The sequence below is a fragment of the Bacillus cereus group sp. Bc061 genome, from assembly GCF_027715825.1.
Taxonomy (GTDB): domain Bacteria; phylum Bacillota; class Bacilli; order Bacillales; family Bacillaceae_G; genus Bacillus_A; species Bacillus_A paranthracis.
This window is the reverse complement of record NZ_JAQFTZ010000003.1, coordinates 360,105-380,377: the sequence shown is the minus strand read 5'-3', so window position 1 is coordinate 380,377 and position 20,273 is coordinate 360,105. Positions and strand designations below refer to the sequence as shown.

The window sequence follows — 20,273 nt, the reverse complement described above, 5'->3', positions numbered from 1 at the left end:
ATTTTATTTACAAATCTTAATTGACGTTGTTAACCCGATAATGACTCCCACACAAAGTGGTGTTGTTTCTGGTTGTACATCTGATGCCCCTTGGATTTCCGCTAACTCTTCTTCACTTAATTCATTTAACGCTTTTCCCGATGGGTGTTTCGGTAAGTCTTTTAACTTCTCTCTTACTTGTGGATCTTTCCACGCCTCTACTAACTCTTCTTTTGTGAACTTGTATCCTTTTGACATTTCATTCATCCTCTCGTTTTTTTTATTTATTTGTTTGTTGTTCTCTACAGTTATAAATTTACAAGATTTAAACTTTTTAGATAACTTCGCAAAATTGCATATTTTTAACATTTTTAAAATAAAAAAATTCCTAACCTACAAAATGTAAGTTAGGAATCTCAGTTCTAAATTCAAGATTAAAGAAACAATAATTGACTAACGATAATATCAAAAAGACCCTTTGCACATGGTATTTTTACTTACCACATACAAAGGGCCTCTCCCAACACAAAATAATATTAAAGTTTATATAACGCGCCCAGAGGGATTCGAACCCCCGGCAGACGTGGTACCGGAAACCACCGCTCTATCCGACTGAGCTATGGGCGCATGATAATAGAAAACACTTCATTTTCTTCTCATAATAATAGCAATAAAATCCATCTAAATCAATAAAAATATCCCCGTAATCCTTTATGACGCTTAGTTATGAGTATATTAACAAAGCACCCACCCCTAAATTTTCCAATCATAAATTCACCCCAACTCACAAATTATAATCTTTGAATTGATATTCCAAAGGGGGCTTCATTCAATGACTGTAATTACGAAATTAAAACAAACTGTTTCTGGATTAAAAAGTGCACAAGCTAGCTTAGAGGGATTCGCTCTTGATACGGATAATCAACAAGCTAAGCAACTTTTCCAAACAGCTGCACAGCAAACACAAACGATTATCGATTCTTTAAACCCACGCGTTGAAGAAGTCCAACAAGAAGAACCACAATACTCACAGCAATAACGAATCAGTCTTGCTGTGAAATAGAAAAAGGATGATATGCAGTCATCCTTTTTCTATCACATTACATATTGCAATAGAAATGGAATGATAAATATGCAAAAACTCGGACTCATAACCGTATTATTTGCCCTTCTATTTAGCTCTTTTACCGGATGTGATAATAGTCCTTTAGATAAAAAAGTGAAAGAAGAAGCAAAACGAACGGAGAAAGAGAAAGGTCCAAAGTTAACAAAAACGAGTATGGAATCCTTTAATCAATCTATATCACAAGGAGCCAAGAAAAGAGCTCTCACTATGGATGAAATTATAAAAAGTACAGCAGTAAATTCAAATTTAGATCTCTACATAGCAGTTACACCTGAGCATCACGAAAGATTTGGATTAAAACCTCTCCGTAAGAAGCTCCAAAAGCAGCTAAGTGATGAGCACCCCACTTTCGATGTTCGTGTAAGTACAGATAAAAAAATCTTTATGTTACTTGAAAAGCTTGAAAGAAAAATTAAGGAAAAGAAAGTATCTAAAGATGAAATTAATAAACAATTAAAATTCATTGGTAAAAAAATGGAGTCTAACACTTAACGCTTTTTAAAAGAAAAGGAAGGTTTGCAATGTCTAGTAAAGATAAAAACTTAACCCCTGTGCAACAGGAATATAAAAAATTCGAGCAAGAACGCGAACCGAAGCGTCCTGTCTTAAAAAACTGTATAAAAGCCTTTTTCGTTGGTGGTTTCATTTGCCTAATTGGGCAACTCATTTCTACTTTTTATATTACGTATTTCGATTTCACTGAACGCTCAGCAGGGAATCCAACAGTAGCAACTCTTATTTTCATCTCGATGTTACTAACTGGGTTCGGCGTATATGATCGTCTCGGTCAATTTGCAGGTGCTGGGACAGCTGTACCTGTCACTGGATTTGGTAACTCTGTTGTCGCCGCATGTATCGAGCACCGGACGGAAGGGTTTGTCCTTGGCGTTGGCGGTAACATGTTTAAATTAGCCGGCTCCGTTATTTTATTTGGTGTATTTTCAGCTTTCGTCATCGCACTTATTAAAACGATTCTCGTTCAATGGGGAGGGCTATAAATGTTACAAGGACACCGAACGTGGGTATTTGAAAACAAACCAGTTATTATTTCGACAGGAGTCGTCGGCGGGCCGTTTGAAGCAAAAGGAAAAATCCCCGAAGACTTCGATATCCTTCATGAAGATTTATGGCTCGGACAAGATTCCTATGAAAAAGCACATAAAATTTTGTTCGAAGAAGCTTGTAGCCGCGCCACTGAAAAAGCAGAACTTCGTAAAGACGATATCCAATTTGTACTCGCAGGAGATTTAATTAATCAAATTACCCCTACAAGCTTTGCTTGCCGTACACTGGGCACTCCTTATCTCGGACTATTCGGCGCTTGTTCTACTTCTATGGAAGGTTTAGCACTTGGGGCGAGTATCGTAAATGCAAAAGGCGCAAAATATTTATTAACTGGTGCATCCAGTCATAATACAGCTGTAGAAAAACAATTCCGCTATCCTACCGAATACGGCGGACAAAAGCCACCTACTGCACAGTGGACAGTAACTGGAGCAGGAGCCGCTATTTTAAGTGATACTGGAAACGGCCCTAGGGTAACATCAGCCACAATCGGAAAAGTGGTTGATATGGGATTAACCGATCCGTTTAATATGGGAGGCGCAATGGCTCCAGCCGCCGTCGATACAATTGAGGCCCACCTACGCGAACGCCAAATCGACGCCTCTTACTACGATTTAATCGTAACCGGTGACCTCGGACATGTCGGCCGCGAAATTGCTTATGACTTATTACATAAACACGGAACGAAAGTAACGAGCGAACAGTTTCAAGATTGCGGGCTGCTCATTTATAGAGAAGGGCAACCTGTCATAGCTGGGGCTAGTGGACCAGGATGTTCCGCAACAGTCGTGTACGGTCATTTATTAAACAGAATGAAAAGAGGAGAGTTCAAAAAAATACTTGTCGTTGCGACAGGCGCTTTACTATCTCCACTTACATTCCAACAAGAAGAAACGATTCCGTGCATCGCTCACGCCGTTTCAATTGAATTCGGAGGTGCAACGCAATGATTTTTTTCTGGGCTTTCGTCATTGGCGGACTCATATGTGTAATTGGCCAACTTATGTTTGATGTCGGCAAACTAACACCCGCTCATACAATGGCAACACTCGTTGTTGCTGGAGCTATATTAGATGGATTTAATTTGTATGAACCATTAATTGACTTCGCTGGAGCTGGGGCAACCGTACCTATTACAAGCTTTGGTAATGCCCTCGTTCACGGCGCAATGGAAGAAGCCGCAAAACATGGCATCGTTGGCGTTATTACCGGCATGTTTAAAGTAACAAGCGCCGGTGTATCCGCAGCTATTATTTTCGGCTTCATCGGAGCATTGCTATTCAAACCGAAAGGATAAGGTGTTTGTATGACAGTTATTGCTAGTGTTAAAACCTGCCTTGCTAGTGTAAGGGGGGCTCAAGCAAGTTTAAGCTCCCTTTCTTTAAATTCACAAGATGAAGAATCAAAACGTGTATTTCATGAATGTATGTTAGAAATGGACAGCATCATCGCTGATTTACAGAATAGAGTTTCAGTATTAGAACGTGAAGAACCTCAATATAAAGGGTTTTAAGTAGACTGGAGGAAATGACTATGTCTCACCTGCCGGAATGGACACTTGTCATTCTTCGCTCTGTATTCATATTAATTATTTTATTCGCTATTACGAAATGGTTAGGGAAAAGACAAATCTCTCAGCTCTCCTTTTTTGAATACATAGCCGGAATGACAATCGGTGACATCGCTGCCCAAGTATCTACAGGGCTCGATTCAAAATTTTTCCACGGCGTCTTTGCGATACTCATTTTCGCTGCGGTACCTTTTTTCACAGGAATCCTCTCCTTAAAGAACAAAACAGCTCGGGACTTCTTTGAAGGGAAATCTACCGTATTAATAAAAGATGGAAAGATACTCGAAGATAACTTGAAGAAAGAAAAATATACGAGTGACGAATTACTTGAACTACTTAGAGGAAAAAGTGCATTCAGCGTAGCTGAAGTCGAATTTGCTGTCTTAGAACCGAGCGGAGAATTAAATGTATTATTAAAGAAAGATTCCCAGCCACTTACAGCAAAAGACATCGGTTTAAAAGTAGCAAACGAAAAAGAACCACAAACTGTTATTATGGATGGCAATGTCTTAGATGAACCGCTATCCGCAAGTGGACATAACCGCGCTTGGCTACATGCTGAACTAGAAAAGCTCGGTGTTGTTATCGAAAATGTCTTTCTCGGTCAAGTTGATTCATACGGACAACTGACTATCGACATTTATAATGACAAACTACAAATGCCTTCTCCTCAAAACAAACCTTTATTATTAGCATCATTAAAAAAATGTCATGCTGATCTTGAACTATTTTCCTTAGAAACAAAGTCGAAATCAGCGAGCGAAATGTATAGTAAAAACGCGAAACAAATCGAAAAGATTTTAAATAAAGTAACCTATCTTTTAAAAGAATAGATATCGAAAGAACGCTTCAGTCAAAAGGCGTTCTTTTCTTTTTTTCTACAGTTTTTATAACGTTTAAATTTATGTAATTCGGTTATGATGTTGAAGATACATAAGCAGGGAATTTCAAAAACATAGCGAATATTTCATGGTACAACTACATATTTTTTTGATTTAAAGTGGTTTCGTTTGACCTTTATTGACCATAATTGTATTATAAGACTAAGAAAGCTTTATAAGGAGGAAATAACAGATGAATTTAATTCCTACAGTAATTGAACAAACAAATCGTGGAGAACGCGCTTACGATATTTACTCTCGACTATTAAAAGACCGCATCATTATGCTTGGTAGCGCAATTGATGACAACGTAGCTAACTCAATCGTTTCCCAGCTTTTATTCTTGGAATCTCAAGATCCAGAAAAAGATATTCACATCTACATCAACAGCCCTGGTGGTTCTATCACAGCAGGTATGGCAATTTACGATACAATGCAGTTTATTAAACCGCAAGTATCAACAATCTGTATCGGTATGGCTGCATCTATGGGTGCATTCTTACTCGCAGCAGGTGAAAAAGGAAAACGTTATGCACTTCCAAACAGTGAAGTAATGATTCACCAACCACTTGGTGGTGCACAAGGTCAAGCGACTGAAATCGAAATCGCTGCTAAACGTATTCTATTCTTACGTGAAAAACTAAACCAAATTCTTGCTGACCGCACAGGTCAACCACTTGAAGTGCTACAACGCGACACAGACCGCGACAACTTCATGACAGCAGAAAAAGCTTTAGAATACGGTTTAATCGATAAGATCTTTACAAATCGTTAATAGATATTTAAAGCGGAAGCGGCTTATTTAGAGTCGCTGGAGCTGGATACATAAAAAAGCGCCTATTACAGGGCGCTTTTTTATAGTTAAATCTCCGCACGAACATACCCCACTCAGTATCCCTCTAAATATATCGGCGATTTTTCAAATATATCGACCGTAACTCCAATTATATCGGCGATTATTTTAATATATCGACGTTTCGACACAACTTATCGACTTACCGACAATTCTCGACAAGAACGCACATCTCACATACCCCCACCAACAAGCCCCAAACAACAAAAAAGCTATCGCACATGCGCGATAGCTTCTTATTGTACATATGCAGCTAATGCCTCTAAAGCCTCTTCTGCATCTGAACCTTCTGTTGTAATTGTTATCATGCTACCAGTTCCAATTGCTAAGCTCATAATCCCCATTATGCTCTTTGCATTTACTGTCTTCCCATCTTTTTCGATGAAAATATCTGCATGAAAGCGATTGGCCTCTTGTACAAACAACGCAGCCGGACGTGCTTGTAAACCGTTTTTTAATGAAACCTGAACTCTTTTTTGAACCACAGCTCCATTTCCCCTTTAACCTCTTATTTTTTTGCTACCGTTTCCCCCGCGCGTAATTTCTCTGCAATATCATCAATTTTACGCAAACGATGATTAATACCCGATTTACTAATTTTCCCCCCGGATACCATCTCACCTAACTCTTTCAATGTTACATCTTGATAATCTCTTCGTAATTGCGCAATTTCTCGTAATTTATCCGGCAATATATCAAGACCAACTGTCTCATCAATATAACGGATATTTTCAATCTGCCTTAGCGCTGCACCAATTGTTTTATTTAAATTAGCTGTTTCGCAGTTCACTAAGCGATTTACAGAATTACGCATATCACGTACGATTCGAATGTCTTCAAATCTTAAAAGTGCATTATGAGCACCTATAATATTTAAAAACTCTGTAATCTTTTCTGCTTCTTTCAAATACGTAATGTACCCTTTTCTTCTTTCCAACGTCTTACTATTTAAATCAAATCCGTTCATCAGTTCACATATAGCATCATTATGTTCCTTATATAACGAAAAGATCTCTAAATGATAAGATGATGTTTCTGGGTTATTTACTGAACCACCTGCTAAAAATGCACCGCGTAAATACGATCGTTTACAACATTTCTTCTCAATTAATTCTTGTGATATATTTCGAATAAATGAAAAGTCGTCTCGAACGATATGAAGATCAGCTAATATTTCGCGTGACTTCTCAACAAGCCTTACGATATATACATTGTTTTTCTTCAATCGCATTTTTTTACGAACAAGTAATTCTACCGTCACGTCATATCCTTTTTTCAAAAGCGTATAAATCCTTCTTGCAATTGCCGCATTTTCCGTTTGAATATCGATTGATAGACGACGATTTGAAAAAGAAAGCGATCCGTTCATGCGAAGTAACGCTGATAATTCTGCTTTCTCACAGCATTCCTTCATCTCCAGATTCGTCAACTCTTTCTTTGTTTCTGATGCAAATGACACAGTCAACACCTCCTTATACGATTATTGTGGAACAAAAATCTTGTCCTATATGAAATGAGGAGCGTTACCTCAAACGAGGCAACGCACATCTACAACAGTGAATATAAAATAGAAGCTAGTTTTAATGTATCGTGTCTTACAACACGGTCATCATACTTCGCTAATTGATCTTGAATCACGTTAATATTATTTTCAGTAAAACGCTCTTCATCTACTACAACTGGCGCTGACATTTCTTCCTCATATAACTGACGTAATTCACAAGGAATATCACGGTTATTTACAATTGCAGTATCGATAAATGGTTCACCTAAATGATCATGTAACGCCTGCACATGATCAAACGCAGTATATCCCATCGTTTCACCAGCTTGCGTCATAACATTACACACATATACCTTCTTCGCTTTTGCAGCAAGAACAGCGTCCCCGATTTTGTTAACAACTAAATTCGGTAATATACTCGTATACAAACTTCCTGGACCGAAAACAAGTAAATCAGCTCGTTTAATCTCAGTCAACGTTTCATGTAACGGCTCTACATCTTCTGGAGTTAAAAAGACACGGTTAATTTTCTTTCCGAAATAAGGAATCTTTGATTCACCTGTTACAATTTCTCCATCTTCTAGTTCCGCATGCAGTACTGCACTTTGATTCGCCGCCGGTAATACACGTCCTCTAACATTTAAAACTTTACTCGTTTCTGTAATAGCATGGAAGAAGTCTCCTGTAATCGAGGTCATACCTGCCAATAATAAATTTCCTAACGCATGACCTTTCAGCCCATCTCCCGTTGTGAAACGATGCTGAAATAAAGCTTCCACCAGTGGCTCTACATCTGATAACGCAACAAGTACGTTACGAATGTCACCTGGGGGTGGAATTTCTAGCTCATCACGTAATCTACCTGAACTGCCACCATCATCAGCGATTGTAACAACTGCTGTAATATCAACCGGATATTGTTTTAATCCTCGTAATAAAACAGAAAGTCCCGTTCCGCCTCCCATGATAACAATTTTAGGTTTTCTCTCTTTTTTCATCCCTTAATGACCCTTTCTCTTCTCCACATCACGATGAGATACATGAACGCTATACTCTGGTTTCAGATGTTTCCCAAGGTATTCTGTAAGCGTAACAGAACGATGCTGTCCACCTGTACATCCAATTGCAATTACAAGTTGACTCTTGCCTTCTCTTTTATAATGAGGCAGCATGAAAGTGATAAGATCAGTCAATTTCTCTAAAAACTTATGCGTCTCATTAAATTTCAGCACATACGATGAAACTTCTTCATCTAGTCCTGTTAATGGCTTCATATGTGGAATGTAATATGGATTTGGTAAAAAACGAACATCAAATACTAAATCTGCATCAATTGGAATACCGTACTTAAATCCAAATGACATAACATTTACACGAAATGCTTGCTCAGTTTCAGTTGAAAATAGGTGAACAATTTTTTCACGTAATTCTTTCGGTTTTAAATCAGATGTATCAAGCACAATATTCGCGCGTGCCTTCATATCTGTTAATAAATTACGCTCTGCTTCGATTCCCTTTAACGGCAGACCAGTTGGTGCAAGTGGATGCGAGCGTCTCGTTTCTTTATAACGAGTTACAAGTGTGCTATCTTTCGCATCTAAGAATAAAATATGAGGAATAATCCATGTACGTTCTGATAAATCATCAAGCGCTTCCCATAAATGTTCGAAAAACTCTCGGCCACGTAAATCAATACCAAGTGCTACTTTATTCATTTTTCCTTTTGAATCCGCCATAAGCTCAATAAACTTTGGCAATAACATCGGTGGTAAATTATCCACACAGAAATATCCTAAATCTTCAAAACTTTGTAAAGCTACTGTCTTTCCAGCTCCAGACATTCCTGTAATAATTACCATTTTTATATCATTATTCTCTGTCATCGTATCCTCTCCTTGACGGTTTAACTCGGATCTAATCGATATGAAAGCAACTCAAAATCTGGGGTATATACAAATGTACCGTAGATTATGCCATTTCCTTTAATTAAATAATCAATAATGTGATAATCTCCTGGTGCCATTGCTAAATCATCAATTTTATCAAATGTATGCCAACCAATGATGCCTTCTTCGCTCTCTAGTTTGTTTTCTCCTGCAAAATCTGTCGCTAAAAAGGAGAACATCATCCATTCAGAAACAACTTTATCACCTTCTTGGATGACAAAGGTGAAGACCCCCTTTAACGCTGGGTTCTTTAAATAAATACCTGTTTCTTCACGATACTCGCGAACAACGGAATCTCTTACAGTCTCACCACGCTCCATTTTCCCGCCTGGTGCAACCCACCAATTCCGGCGAGGTTTTTGGAGTAAGAGTACTTCATTATCTCTAATTAACACACAGTTTGTCACTCTTTGCATGTTTCTTCACCTCAGCTACTTGCAGCAAATTTCTCACTGCATACTCATTTCATTATACTATCAAAAACAGTTTGCTACAACGAAGGAGCCAGTCCTCTTCCGCTAAGCATATGCTACTCAACAATTTTAAAAAAGCTTTTTATAACAAGCAATGTAAATGCCTGGACTTTCCGTGAATAGCATGAAAAATCCCCTTAACGACTTTTATCGCCAAGGGGACTCCAGCGCCCTTACTTCTTACCGAAATAAGTAACAATCGCAAATCCTAAAATAAAGGTAATAATTGAACTTATAATTGAAAATCCTCCAGTTGGAATACCAGGGAACACAATTACAATCGAACCGATAACTAGTCCAATAATTGCCGCAAATGTCATACTTTTATATCGATCTAATAAGAAACTAATTCCTTTACTACTTACAACGAACCCTACCATAACGCCAGCACCAATAACTGCAATTAAAGGTAAGTTGAGTGTAGTTAAAGCATTAATTGCTGTCGGATATACACCAATAATTAATAAAATAAACGATCCGCTAATTCCAGGAAGTAACATCGCCATACTAGCCATCCATCCTGCGAAAAATAAACCAATTGCATTTAAAATTGTTAACGTCGTAATTGGATCTGCTGTCTTATCTGGTTTAAAGAAAGCTGTGATGGCAACAAGAATTGCTGCAACGATTAATAAAACAATGTGCTTACCTTTAAACGACGACTTTGCATCAGCTTCTCTCATTAACATCGGTAATATACTAATAATTAAACCGAGGAAGAAAAATTGAGTCGGTTCATAATGATTTGCAAGTAAATATTTAATAACGTGACTTAACGTTAAAAACGCTGCTGCCACACCAGCTGCAAGTGGAATTAAAAATCCTAAATGTTTTTTCCATTCACGACTAAAGAATCCGCTAATTGCCGCAAGCAATTGTTCATAAATCCCTAACACAACAGCGATTGTACCGCCGCTCACACCAGGAATTAAATCACTAACACCCATACAAAATCCACGATATATATTACGCCATTCCATACTGAATAAATTCCTCATTTCTTATAGTGATTTTTTCCGTAAAGTCCAGTATATCAATAAGAAAGCTTATAATCCCAATATTTTTTGACAAAACTTTGACATTTTCACACAAAAAAAGAAGAAAGCTCCTATCGGTAGCTTTCTTCTCAAAAGGTATATTATCCCTTATTTTTCTGATACAGTTTTTAGTTCTTCTAATAATTCTTCTACGTAATGTTGTGCACTTTGTGCTGCAATACTACCATCACCTGTTGCAGTTACAATTTGACGTAGCATTTTTTCACGAACATCACCTGCTGCGAAAATACCAGGAACTTTCGTTTCCATACGCTCGTTTGTTTCAAGGTAACCATTTTCATTTGTAATACCTAGTTCAACAAATGGTTTTGATAGTGGTAACATACCGATGTATACGAATACGCCGTCAGTTTTGACTTCTTTCTCTTCTCCACTGTTTACATCTACAAGTGTTACACTTCCTACTTTACCATTTGCTTCGTTAATTTCTTTTATCGTGTGGTTCCAAATGAAGTCTACTTTTTCGTTTTGGAAAGCACGATCTTGTAAAATTTTCTGTGCGCGAAGCGTGTCACGACGGTGAACGATCGTTACTTTTGATGCGAAGCGTGTTAAGAACACACCCTCTTCAACAGCAGAATCTCCGCCGCCAATAACTACAAGTTCTTTACCTTTAAAGAATGCGCCATCACATACCGCACAATATGATACACCGCGGCCGCCAAGTTCTGTTTCACCTGGTACACCGATTTTTTTATACTCTGCACCACTTGCAACGATAATTGCACGTGCTTTATATTCTTTTTTACCAGCAATAATTGTTTTGTATTCTTTACCATCGATGACTTCTTTCACATCACCGTATGCATATTCAGCACCAAATTTCTTCGCATGCTCGAACATTTTATTTGATAAGTCTGGTCCTAAAATAGACTCATAACCTGGGTAGTTTTCTACATCTTCTGTATTTGCCATTTGCCCGCCTGGAATACCACGCTCAAGCATTAATGTGCTTAAATTCGCACGAGATGTATATACTGCAGCTGTCATACCAGCTGGTCCTGCACCAATAATAATGACATCATAAATTTTTTCTTCTGACACACTATTCACTCCTATCCATTCCTACACAATTAAGTTACCCTCATTATACTGTTCGCATCATTTTTTTCCCAATGATTTGCTTATCTATGTGTGCGTACGCTTAACAGCTTGCACATACTTTCGAACAGTCGCTACAGATACATTATACACATCTCCGAGCTCCGACTGTGTCATCTTATTTCCTTGTTCACTGCGTACGATATATTCAACCGCAGCTGACCAGCCGTATACATTTGTAAAAACTGCCCCAGATGTATATAAACGTATGAACGTACAAAACCAAAATTGTAAACACTCTTCGATTAATTCATCATCTTTTTTCGTATAATTGTATAAAGCATCCGCGATTCGCGCGCACTGTTCAAATTGCTGTAAATCAGCTGGAATACTCTTATGGCTATTCAGTAAAAAGAAATACTTTGCAAGTTGCGATACGATTGGAACACCATTCTTCGCCTGCGTTACATCAAAGAAGAATCCAACCTTCTCCGGCGTTGATAATTCATTCATTAAATATAAAGCTAGCATTTGTTCCTCTAGCGTCGCACTTTGCTGGAATGATTTTCGTAATTCTTCAAATAACACATTTTGTCCTTCATCCGCTAAATTCAATGCATTCCACGGTTCTTTTCCCTTTTTATCAGGGTGCAATTCTACAACATGTTGCCACATTTTTTCAGCTACTTGCTGATCTTTCACCATATACGCAGAATATGCAAACCAATAATAGAAACTAACGTCTCCTTCATATCCTTGACGCTTTAATAATTTGAACCATTTATATGCAGGCTCGAAATGACCAATTGTTGCAAGTGTCGTCCCAAGTTTCAAACGATGTTCAAACGAAATCGGATATACCGAAACTAACTGAGCAGCTAACACCTCTACTTGTTTATGCTCTCCAATTGAATATAGAAAAATAAGTGTATTACAAAGCGCATGTATATTACCAGGATTTTTCTCTAAAATCATTTCCGTTAATTTCAGTGCCTTATCTACATTACCAGATTGAAAATGCGCAATGGCTAAATTATTATGCCCTGACCAAAATTCCGGATAGTCTTTCGTAACAATTTCTAATGTAGCAATTGCTTCTTCCAATTGTCCATTACGAATATAACGATTGGCTTCTTCCTGCATAACAATTAAATCATCTTCATCCTCAATCTCTTCCGCACCCATCGCTTCTTCTTCCATAATTTCAAGTAATTCTAATGTATCTTCAACAAATTCCTTCTCTTCTGCAACTTCTAAATAGCGATCCGCATACTTCTTCGCCTGCTGAAATAGACCCATATACGCATAATTATTTGCAATAAAATAATAACATTGTTCAAGTTCTGGATTAGATCTAACAAGCTTAAAGAAGGTTTGATTCGACTCTTGATATTCACCAGCCTCAGATAATACTGTTGCTAATTGACATAAAATAAACGGCTCCTTCTCGCTTTGTGCCGCTCTTCGAAAATATTTAATTGCATCTTGCAATTTTTGTCCTTTGTAAGCCCTCATCCCTTTTTTATAAAAGAAGTCCGCTAATTGATTAAAAGAGATAACTTGTCCGTTCTCCTTATATATTCTTTGATTTTTCCCCATATATCCTCCAGTTTTTTGTTTTCTTCGTTCACACATTCTTCTATCTATAAGTATAAACGATTCCGTAAAAAACAAAACAGTATATTATACTCAATTATTTCCTTTTTATTCATTAAAAAAGAAGAGAAATGTTACATTTCTAGTATGAACCTTCTCTAGCCTCCATTTGCTCTTTCGTATAAATAACACGCATTGGATTCCCACCCACGAAAGCACCGCCTGGCACATCTTTATGAACAAGTGTGCCAGCTGAAACAATCGCGCCATCCCCAATTTTCACACCTGGTAATATAGTCGTATTTGCCCCGATCATCACTTCGTTTCCAATAACGATCTCTCCAAGTCGATATTCGCGAATTAAATATTCGTGCGCTAAAAGCGTCGTGTTATAGCCAATAATCGAATTATCTCCCACAGTTATCTTTTCCGGGAACATAATATCCGGCATTACCATGAGCGCAAACGATGTTTTCTTTCCTACTTTCATCCGCAAAAATGTGCGGTACAACCAATTTTTTACAGATAAAAATGGCGTGTAACGTGCAATTTGGATAATAATAAAATTCTTCATTACCTTCCAAAAAGACACTGTCTTATACACATTCCATAATGAATTTTCTCCTGAAACAGGATAGCGCGTTGTCCGTCGCACTTCACTCGCTCCTCTACTTATCTTTACGAACGATTCATGTCGGACAAAATCGGCAATAAATCACTCATTTTATCTAGCATAAAGTCTGGCTTGTAAGCCTCTAAATACGCTCTACCTTTCAATGTCCATGAAACCGCAGCTGTTTTCGTACCCGCATTTTGTCCGCCAACAATATCATGATGATTATCCCCAACCATCAATGCTTCTTCCGGTTTCGCATCTAATAACTGAAGCGCTTTTTGAAGTGGCTCTGGATGTGGTTTCACATGCTCGACATCATCAATTGTCACAACAACATCAAAAAACTCATCAAGCTTCGATAACTTTAATCCCATCTCAACAGTTTGTCGTGCTTTCGTTGTAACAATACCAACCTTATAGCCTTGTTTCTTCAACTCTTGAACTGTTTCATATACAGTTTCATATTCTTCTACTAATTCATCATGATGATCATGATTAAATTGACGATAACTCGTAATTAACTCTTCAACCTTGCTTTCATCAATCTTACTGAACGTATCATGCAAAGACGGACCGATAAATGGTAATACATCTTCACGCTTATATTGATTTGGATAATATGTATGTAAAGTATGTAAAAAAGAAGAAATAATAAGTTCGTTTGTATTAATTAATGTTCCATCTAAATCAAATAACACTGTATTTATTCTCATTGTCTTAGTCCTTTCTCTTTCCTGAATATGAAAGAAGCAGCATCTTATAATAAGATGCTACTTTTCTCTAATTTTCTAAATATCTTTTATCAGCTTGCCCCATTTTTCGTCTCACAATAATGAAAATAATAGAAATAACAACAAGTCCAATTGACATTACTTGTGCAATACGAAGTGGCCCTAGCATTAAACTATCTGTACGTAACCCTTCTACGAAGAAGCGTCCTACTGAATACCAAATTAAATATGTGAAGAATAATTCCCCGCGGCGTAAATTCACTTTTCTTAATGCAAGTAATAAAATGACACCTGCAAAATTCCATAATGATTCATATAAAAACGTCGGGTGGTAGTACACACCATCAATGTACATTTGATTAATAATGAAATCTGGTAAATGAAGACCTTCTAAAAACTGTCTCGTTACTTCATCACCATGCGCCTCTTGGTTCATAAAGTTTCCCCATCGGCCAATTGCTTGTCCTAGTAAAATACTTGGCGCAGCAATATCTGCCAACTTCCAGAATGAAACCCCGCGGCGTTTCGCAAAAAGAATCCCTGTAATAACAGCCCCGATTAAACCACCATGAATCGCCAAGCCACCTTGACGAATATTAATAATTTGACTCGGGTTTTGCGCGTAATATTCCCATTCAAAAATAACATAGTACATTCTTGCAAATAGAATAGCGATCGGTACTGCAATTAATACAAGGTCAACAAATGTATCTTTTGGAATACCTAGCCTTTCTCCTTCGCGAGTTGCTAGCCAAAGACCTAATAGCACACCTGTACCGATAATAATCCCGTACCAATAAACAGGAAACGGTCCAAGTTGGATAGCTACGCGGTCAAGCTGTGGTACAGAACCTAACAGCATATGTATGACCTCCCTCTCCAATGTTTACTCCTGATTTCCTAACTCAATCGCACTCATTAATCGTTCTGAGAACTGCTGTGCTGCATTGACTCCCATACGTTTTAAACGGAAGTTCATCGCTGCCACTTCAATAATAACAGCTAAGTTTCGACCAGGGCGAACTGGAAGTGTAATCTTCGTAAGTTCTGTATCAATAATCTTCATCTTCTCTTCATCAAGACCTAAGCGATCATAATTTTTCTTTTGATCCCAAATTTCAAGATTAATAACAAGTGTAATACGCTTATAATTTCGCACTGCCCCTGCACCGAATAACGTCATAACGTTAATAATGCCTAGACCTCGAATTTCTAATAAATGCTCAATTAAATCTGGAGAGCTTCCGACCAACATGTCTTCATCTTCTTGGCGAATTTCTACACTATCATCCGCAACAAGGCGATGACCACGTTTTACAAGTTCAAGAGCTGTCTCACTCTTACCGACACCACTTTGCCCTGTAATTAAAACACCAACGCCATAAATATCTACTAACACACCATGAACAGCTGTTGTTGGCGCTAACTTACCTTCTAAATAATTTGTTAAACGACTTGATAGTCTTGTTGTCGTTTGAGAAGAACGTAATAAAGGCATGCCTGATTCACGTGATGCTTGCAGTAACTCATCTGGTACATCTTGATTACGAGTTACAATAATACATGGCGTCTCCTCAGTACAAAGCGCTTTCATTCTCTCTTGTTTTTGATCTGACGTTAACGTGTCAAAGAATGTAAGCTCCGTCTTTCCAAGAAGCTGCACGCGATCAGCTGGATAATATGTAAAAAATCCTGCCATTTCAATTCCAGGTCGTGATAAATCACTTGTATCAATTGGACGATGAATTCCTTCTTCACCACTTATTAACTCCAATTGAAATTGTTCAATTAAATCTTTTGTCCTTACTTTCGGCATATGTATAAACCTCCACTCCGCTGCGGGTTCAGTCTCATTTGATGTAAAATTCCATTCTATCGGATATTGTACCATTTTTTTCTGGAAACAAGAAATACGGTTTCTAATAAATAGAAAAAAACATTTCATACATATCATGAAATGTTTTTCTTTTTGTCATTTTCTCTTTTTTTCATATAAAGGTTCCACAATTGCCTTTTCAATAATCATATTAAAAATTGAAATACAAATTGCCGCAACGATCGCTACACCGAAACCTGATATATTAAATGCGTCTCCTAATAATGAATCTGCTATTTTTAACGTAATCGCATTAATAACAATTAAGAAGAAACCGAAAGTTACAACAGTAATTGGTAGCGTAATTAAAATTAAAAACGGTTTTACGAACACATTTAAAACAGCCAAAATAATACTCGCAATAATTGCAGTTTGTATATTTGCTACGTAAAACGCGTCTGGTGCAATCCCTTTTAAAAGTCCCGATACAGCGATTAACACAACGCTATTTACAAGAAGTGATACAATCCATCTCATTTTCTTACACATCCTTTTAAACATATATCTTTCATCATACGCTAATAGATAATAAACGCAAGTATGATACGAACACTTATATCAACTTATTCTACTCTTCATACTTGTATACCTACTAACACTTCTTTGCGAAATAAGGCCCACACCATCTATGCTCATGCGTTTTCACAAAGGTCCAAGTGAAATCTTTATCTACAATGTAAATATCGCCTTTATACATATCATCCATACTTAATAAACTTGCATCTTTTATTAGTAGTACATCATCACAGTGTTGATAGAAGATGTAGCACTCCTTTTTCACTTCATTATGAAACGTGTTTTCCACTTCTTCTCCCTCTACACACTCCTTTCTCTCATAACTAAATATGTGCCAAAGATACCCACATGCATACTTATCTCCATAAAGGAAAATGTCTTCTTTTTCTTCATCACTTAAATGATTTGCAAAATAATCCTCACAGCGTTTCCGAAAATATACACCCCACTTTTGGAACTCTCTTACCTTCATATTTTTCTTTCGCAACACATCTAAAAACTCCACCTTCTCCCCCTATACAATAAAAACCGAGTGTCATTGCCACTCGGTTTTTATTACTAAACTTATTGCGATAACTCTACTTCTTTTATCTTCTCTTTCATTCTTGCTTTATCACGATTTAAAATCTCTTTTAAATACTTACCCGTATACGAGCGCTCTTCTTTCACTACTTGCTCTGGCGTTCCGGAAGCAACGATTTGTCCACCTTTGTCTCCGCCCTCTGGTCCAAGGTCAACGATATAATCTGCTGTTTTAATTACATCTAAATTATGTTCAATTACAAGTACCGTCTCACCACTCTCAACAAGACGTTGCAGCACTTCTAGAAGACGCGCGATATCATGCGCATGTAAACCAGTCGTTGGCTCGTCTAAAATGTATAGTGTACGCCCTGTAGAACGACGGTGTAATTCAGAAGCTAATTTCACACGCTGTGCTTCACCACCAGATAACGTCGTAGCTGGTTGCCCTAATTTCATATAACCAAGTCCAACATCTACAAGCGTTTGAAGTTTACGCTTAATTTTTGGGATGTTAGCGAAGAACTCTACCCCATCTTCAATTGTCATTCCTAATACTTCAGAAATGTTCTTATCTTTATATTTCACTTCTAACGTTTCACGGTTGTAACGTTTACCATGACAAACTTCACACGGCACGTATACATCTGGTAAGAAGTGCATTTCGATTTTAATAATTCCATCACCACGGCACGCTTCACAACGTCCACCTTTTACATTAAAGCTGAAACGTCCTTTTTGATATCCACGCACTTTCGCTTCATTCGTTTGGGCAAACACATCACGAATATCATCGAATACACCTGTATAAGTCGCAGGGTTAGAACGCGGTGTACGACCGATTGGCGATTGATCAATATCGATTACTTTATCTAAATGCTCAAGACCTTTAATCTCTTTATGAGTACCTGGCTTCGCTTTCGCTTTATATAACTTTTGCGCTAACGATTTATATAGTACTTCATTAATCATCGTACTTTTACCAGAACCAGATACACCCGTTACCGCTACAAACGTACCAAGCGGGAATGACATTTTCGCGTTCTTTAAGTTATTCTCCTTTGCACCAACAATCTCCACTTTTCGTCCGTCACCTTTACGTCTTTCAAGTGGAACTGGAATAAACTCTTTACCGCTTAAATACTTACCGGTTAGCGAATTCTCGTCTTGCATCACTTCAGCTGGTGTACCTGCTGATACGACTTGTCCACCGTGAATACCTGCGCCAGGTCCGATATCAAGTAAATAATCAGCTGCCATCATCGTATCTTCATCATGCTCAACAACAATTAACGTATTACCTAAATCACGCATTTCTTGCAATGTACGAATAAGACGATCGTTATCGCGCTGATGCAAACCGATAGAAGGCTCATCAAGAATGTAAAGTACGCCAGTAAGACGAGAACCAATTTGCGTTGCTAAACGAATACGTTGCGCCTCACCACCTGATAAAGTTCCTGCGGCACGACTTAACGTTAAATAATCTAAACCGACGTTCACTAAGAACCCAACGCGCTCCTGAATTTCTCTTAAAATTAAATGAGCAATTTTTTGTTGTTTCTCTGTTAGCTCCACACTTGAGAAGAATTCCTGTACTTCTTGAACAGAATATTTCGTTACATCAGCAATCGTTTTTCCGCCAACGAAAACAGCTAAACTCTCAGGCTTTAAACGTCCACCTTTACACTTCGGACAAGCTTGCTCTGCCATATACTTTTCCATTTGCTCACGAACGTAATCAGAACTCGTTTCACGATAACGACGTTCAATATTTGGAATAACACCTTCAAATAAAATCTCATTTTCCTTTACTTGACCAAATTCATTTACATAGCGGAAATAAACTTTCTCTTCACCGCTTCCGTACAACACTTTATCAAATAAATCTTTCGGTATATCTTTTACAGGCACATCCATATCAACGCCGTAATGATTACATACAGATTGTAAGAGCTGTGGGTAATATTGTGAACTTGTCGGTTCCCAAGGTGCAATCGCATGTTCATTTAATGATAAATCCCAGTTCGGAATAACAAGTTCTAAATCTACCTCTAACTTTGAACCAAGCCCATCACAAGAAGGACATGCCCCGAACGGACTATTGAATGAGAACATACGCGGTTCTAATTCTCCAATTGAAAAACCACAATGCGGACAAGCATGATGTTCACTAAATAGAAGTTCCTCTTCTCCCATAACATCGATTAACACTCGTCCCCCGCCAAGCTTTAATGCACTTTCAAGAGAATCTGCAAGACGGCTTGCGATTCCTTCTTTTACAACAATACGGTCTATTACAACTTCAATGGAATGCTTCTTATTTTTATCTAACGCAATATCTTCAGACACATCAAGCATTTCACCATCAACACGTACACGAACATATCCTTGCTTCTTAATGTCTTCAAGTACTTTCACATGTGCACCTTTACGACCAGAAACGATAGGAGCTAACACTTGTAATTTCGTACGTTCAGGATATTCAAGGACCCGGTCTACCATCTGCTCTACTGTTTGTGATGTAATTTCAATGCCATGATTCGGACAAATTGGCGTACCAATTCGCGCAAATAATAAACGTAAATAATCATAAATCTCCGTTACCGTTCCAACAGTTGAACGCGGATTACGACTCGTCGTTTTTTGATCAATTGAAATTGCTGGTGACAATCCTTCAATCGTATCTACATCCGGTTTATCCATTTGCCCTAAAAACTGGCGTGCATACGCAGATAACGATTCTACGTATCTACGCTGCCCTTCTGCATAAATCGTATCAAATGCTAATGATGATTTCCCCGAACCAGACAATCCCGTTACAACGACAAGCTGATTTCTCGGAATGGTTACATCAATATTTTTTAAGTTATGTGCTCTAGCACCTTTTACAACAATAAAATCCTTGCTCTTACTCACT

At 37.8% G+C, this 20,273-nt stretch carries 24 protein-coding genes and 1 tRNA gene; 8 read left to right on the top strand and 17 right to left on the bottom strand.

Features of this window, described 5'->3' with window-relative positions; all coding sequences use genetic code 11:
* Positions 1–3: 3 nt before the first annotated feature.
* A complete protein-coding gene (locus PDQ40_RS16165; protein ID WP_000033704.1) occupies positions 4–237 on the bottom strand; it encodes a mersacidin family lantibiotic in 234 nt (77 codons plus the stop codon).
* A gap of 293 nt (positions 238–530) precedes the next feature.
* Positions 531–606: transfer RNA gene (locus PDQ40_RS16160), tRNA-Arg, on the bottom strand.
* 205 nt (positions 607–811) lie between these two features.
* Here PDQ40_RS16160 and PDQ40_RS16155 point away from each other — a divergent pair.
* The 8 genes from PDQ40_RS16155 to clpP all read left to right on the top strand — a co-directional run bounded on the left by PDQ40_RS16155 (position 812) and on the right by clpP (position 5,396).
* Complete coding sequence (locus PDQ40_RS16155) at positions 812–1,018, top strand: DUF1657 domain-containing protein (protein WP_000216166.1); 207 nt, start codon at positions 812–814, stop codon at positions 1,016–1,018.
* 93 nt (positions 1,019–1,111) lie between these two features.
* Entirely contained in the window at positions 1,112–1,597 is a 486-nt protein-coding gene (locus PDQ40_RS16150; protein WP_001170598.1) for a YhcN/YlaJ family sporulation lipoprotein, read from the top strand.
* A gap of 29 nt (positions 1,598–1,626) precedes the next feature.
* The gene (gene spoVAC / locus PDQ40_RS16145; RefSeq protein WP_000095407.1) at positions 1,627–2,103 is read left to right on the top strand and encodes a stage V sporulation protein AC; all 477 of its coding nucleotides are present in this window, start codon (positions 1,627–1,629) and stop codon (positions 2,101–2,103) included.
* Positions 2,104–3,120 (top strand): stage V sporulation protein AD, encoded by a 1,017-nt coding sequence (spoVAD, locus tag PDQ40_RS16140; RefSeq protein WP_000938956.1) that lies wholly within the window; start codon positions 2,104–2,106, stop codon positions 3,118–3,120.
* The gene (spoVAE, locus tag PDQ40_RS16135; RefSeq protein ID WP_000575919.1) at positions 3,117–3,467 is read left to right on the top strand and encodes a stage V sporulation protein AE; all 351 of its coding nucleotides are present in this window, start codon (positions 3,117–3,119) and stop codon (positions 3,465–3,467) included. Before spoVAD ends, spoVAE begins: the two co-directional genes overlap by 4 nt.
* A 9-nt stretch (positions 3,468–3,476) precedes the next feature.
* Positions 3,477–3,683 carry a DUF1657 domain-containing protein gene (locus PDQ40_RS16130; RefSeq protein ID WP_000215908.1) on the top strand — a complete coding sequence of 69 codons (207 nt, stop codon included), beginning with the start codon at positions 3,477–3,479 and terminating at the stop codon, positions 3,681–3,683.
* A gap of 20 nt (positions 3,684–3,703) precedes the next feature.
* Positions 3,704–4,573: a DUF421 domain-containing protein gene (locus PDQ40_RS16125; protein ID WP_016362034.1), complete on the top strand. Its 870-nt coding sequence runs from the start codon at positions 3,704–3,706 to the stop codon at positions 4,571–4,573.
* A 241-nt stretch (positions 4,574–4,814) separates the two neighbouring features.
* Positions 4,815–5,396: an ATP-dependent Clp endopeptidase proteolytic subunit ClpP gene (clpP, locus tag PDQ40_RS16120; protein ID WP_001049162.1), complete on the top strand. Its 582-nt coding sequence runs from the start codon at positions 4,815–4,817 to the stop codon at positions 5,394–5,396.
* 314 nt (positions 5,397–5,710) lie between these two features.
* Here the strand turns inward: clpP and PDQ40_RS16115 are convergent, their stop codons facing one another.
* The 15 genes from PDQ40_RS16115 to uvrA all read right to left on the bottom strand — a co-directional run bounded on the left by PDQ40_RS16115 (position 5,711) and on the right by uvrA (position 20,272).
* Positions 5,711–5,959, bottom strand: a complete 249-nt coding sequence (locus PDQ40_RS16115) for an HPr family phosphocarrier protein (RefSeq protein WP_000250307.1) — start codon at positions 5,957–5,959, stop codon at positions 5,711–5,713.
* Between the two features lie 23 nt (positions 5,960–5,982).
* A complete protein-coding gene (gene whiA, locus PDQ40_RS16110; RefSeq protein ID WP_000006561.1) occupies positions 5,983–6,933 on the bottom strand; it encodes a DNA-binding protein WhiA in 951 nt (316 codons plus the stop codon).
* 89 nt (positions 6,934–7,022) lie between these two features.
* Positions 7,023–7,976 (bottom strand): gluconeogenesis factor YvcK family protein, encoded by a 954-nt coding sequence (locus tag PDQ40_RS16105; RefSeq protein WP_000712175.1) that lies wholly within the window; start codon positions 7,974–7,976, stop codon positions 7,023–7,025.
* 3 nt (positions 7,977–7,979) lie between these two features.
* On the bottom strand, positions 7,980–8,861 hold the full coding sequence (rapZ, locus tag PDQ40_RS16100) for an RNase adapter RapZ (protein ID WP_000138457.1): 882 nt from the start codon (positions 8,859–8,861) through the stop codon (positions 7,980–7,982).
* Positions 8,862–8,881: 20 nt separating this feature from the next.
* The gene (locus PDQ40_RS16095) at positions 8,882–9,340 is read right to left on the bottom strand and encodes an NUDIX hydrolase (protein WP_001190080.1); all 459 of its coding nucleotides are present in this window, start codon (positions 9,338–9,340) and stop codon (positions 8,882–8,884) included.
* Positions 9,341–9,570: 230 nt separating this feature from the next.
* Complete coding sequence (locus PDQ40_RS16090) at positions 9,571–10,377, bottom strand: DUF368 domain-containing protein (protein WP_000455203.1); 807 nt, start codon at positions 10,375–10,377, stop codon at positions 9,571–9,573.
* Between the two features lie 165 nt (positions 10,378–10,542).
* Positions 10,543–11,499, bottom strand: coding sequence for a thioredoxin-disulfide reductase (gene trxB, locus PDQ40_RS16085; protein ID WP_001288072.1), 957 nt, complete (start codon positions 11,497–11,499; stop codon positions 10,543–10,545).
* Between the two features lie 84 nt (positions 11,500–11,583).
* Positions 11,584–13,095 (bottom strand): tetratricopeptide repeat protein, encoded by a 1,512-nt coding sequence (locus PDQ40_RS16080; RefSeq protein WP_000517738.1) that lies wholly within the window; start codon positions 13,093–13,095, stop codon positions 11,584–11,586.
* Between the two features lie 139 nt (positions 13,096–13,234).
* A complete protein-coding gene (locus PDQ40_RS16075; protein ID WP_001255062.1) occupies positions 13,235–13,747 on the bottom strand; it encodes an acyltransferase in 513 nt (170 codons plus the stop codon).
* Positions 13,748–13,770: 23 nt separating this feature from the next.
* A complete protein-coding gene (gene ppaX, locus PDQ40_RS16070; RefSeq protein ID WP_001222399.1) occupies positions 13,771–14,421 on the bottom strand; it encodes a pyrophosphatase PpaX in 651 nt (216 codons plus the stop codon).
* A gap of 67 nt (positions 14,422–14,488) precedes the next feature.
* Positions 14,489–15,301 (bottom strand): prolipoprotein diacylglyceryl transferase, encoded by an 813-nt coding sequence (lgt, locus tag PDQ40_RS16065; protein ID WP_000924232.1) that lies wholly within the window; start codon positions 15,299–15,301, stop codon positions 14,489–14,491.
* Between the two features lie 24 nt (positions 15,302–15,325).
* Positions 15,326–16,255 (bottom strand): HPr(Ser) kinase/phosphatase, encoded by a 930-nt coding sequence (gene hprK / locus PDQ40_RS16060; protein ID WP_001127244.1) that lies wholly within the window; start codon positions 16,253–16,255, stop codon positions 15,326–15,328.
* A gap of 156 nt (positions 16,256–16,411) precedes the next feature.
* Entirely contained in the window at positions 16,412–16,792 is a 381-nt protein-coding gene (locus tag PDQ40_RS16055; protein WP_001267308.1) for a phage holin family protein, read from the bottom strand.
* Positions 16,793–16,907: 115 nt separating this feature from the next.
* Positions 16,908–17,336 carry a DUF4275 family protein gene (locus PDQ40_RS16050; protein WP_074532514.1) on the bottom strand — a complete coding sequence of 143 codons (429 nt, stop codon included), beginning with the start codon at positions 17,334–17,336 and terminating at the stop codon, positions 16,908–16,910.
* Positions 17,337–17,395: 59 nt separating this feature from the next.
* Positions 17,396–20,272, bottom strand: a complete 2,877-nt coding sequence (gene uvrA / locus PDQ40_RS16045; RefSeq protein WP_000045569.1) for an excinuclease ABC subunit UvrA — start codon at positions 20,270–20,272, stop codon at positions 17,396–17,398.
* Between the last annotated feature and the right edge of the window lies 1 nt (position 20,273).

What these genes read in the sequence shown, in the direction of transcription:
- PDQ40_RS16165 (WP_000033704.1), bottom strand. Translation starts at nt 237, where the DNA reads ATGTCAAAAGGATACAAGTTCACAAAAGAAGAGTTAGTAGAGGCGTGG.
- PDQ40_RS16155 (WP_000216166.1), top strand. Translation starts at nt 812, where the DNA reads ATGACTGTAATTACGAAATTAAAACAAACTGTTTCTGGATTAAAAAGT.
- PDQ40_RS16150 (WP_001170598.1), top strand. Translation starts at nt 1,112, where the DNA reads ATGCAAAAACTCGGACTCATAACCGTATTATTTGCCCTTCTATTTAGC.
- spoVAC (WP_000095407.1), top strand. Translation starts at nt 1,627, where the DNA reads ATGTCTAGTAAAGATAAAAACTTAACCCCTGTGCAACAGGAATATAAA.
- spoVAD (WP_000938956.1), top strand. Translation starts at nt 2,104, where the DNA reads ATGTTACAAGGACACCGAACGTGGGTATTTGAAAACAAACCAGTTATT.
- spoVAE (WP_000575919.1), top strand. Translation starts at nt 3,117, where the DNA reads ATGATTTTTTTCTGGGCTTTCGTCATTGGCGGACTCATATGTGTAATT.
- PDQ40_RS16130 (WP_000215908.1), top strand. Translation starts at nt 3,477, where the DNA reads ATGACAGTTATTGCTAGTGTTAAAACCTGCCTTGCTAGTGTAAGGGGG.
- PDQ40_RS16125 (WP_016362034.1), top strand. Translation starts at nt 3,704, where the DNA reads ATGTCTCACCTGCCGGAATGGACACTTGTCATTCTTCGCTCTGTATTC.
- clpP (WP_001049162.1), top strand. Translation starts at nt 4,815, where the DNA reads ATGAATTTAATTCCTACAGTAATTGAACAAACAAATCGTGGAGAACGC.
- PDQ40_RS16105 (WP_000712175.1), bottom strand. Translation starts at nt 7,976, where the DNA reads ATGAAAAAAGAGAGAAAACCTAAAATTGTTATCATGGGAGGCGGAACG.
- rapZ (WP_000138457.1), bottom strand. Translation starts at nt 8,861, where the DNA reads ATGACAGAGAATAATGATATAAAAATGGTAATTATTACAGGAATGTCT.
- PDQ40_RS16095 (WP_001190080.1), bottom strand. Translation starts at nt 9,340, where the DNA reads ATGCAAAGAGTGACAAACTGTGTGTTAATTAGAGATAATGAAGTACTC.
- PDQ40_RS16090 (WP_000455203.1), bottom strand. Translation starts at nt 10,377, where the DNA reads ATGGAATGGCGTAATATATATCGTGGATTTTGTATGGGTGTTAGTGAT.
- PDQ40_RS16080 (WP_000517738.1), bottom strand. Translation starts at nt 13,095, where the DNA reads ATGGGGAAAAATCAAAGAATATATAAGGAGAACGGACAAGTTATCTCT.
- ppaX (WP_001222399.1), bottom strand. Translation starts at nt 14,421, where the DNA reads ATGAGAATAAATACAGTGTTATTTGATTTAGATGGAACATTAATTAAT.
- lgt (WP_000924232.1), bottom strand. Translation starts at nt 15,301, where the DNA reads ATGCTGTTAGGTTCTGTACCACAGCTTGACCGCGTAGCTATCCAACTT.
- hprK (WP_001127244.1), bottom strand. Translation starts at nt 16,255, where the DNA reads ATGCCGAAAGTAAGGACAAAAGATTTAATTGAACAATTTCAATTGGAG.
- PDQ40_RS16055 (WP_001267308.1), bottom strand. Translation starts at nt 16,792, where the DNA reads ATGAGATGGATTGTATCACTTCTTGTAAATAGCGTTGTGTTAATCGCT.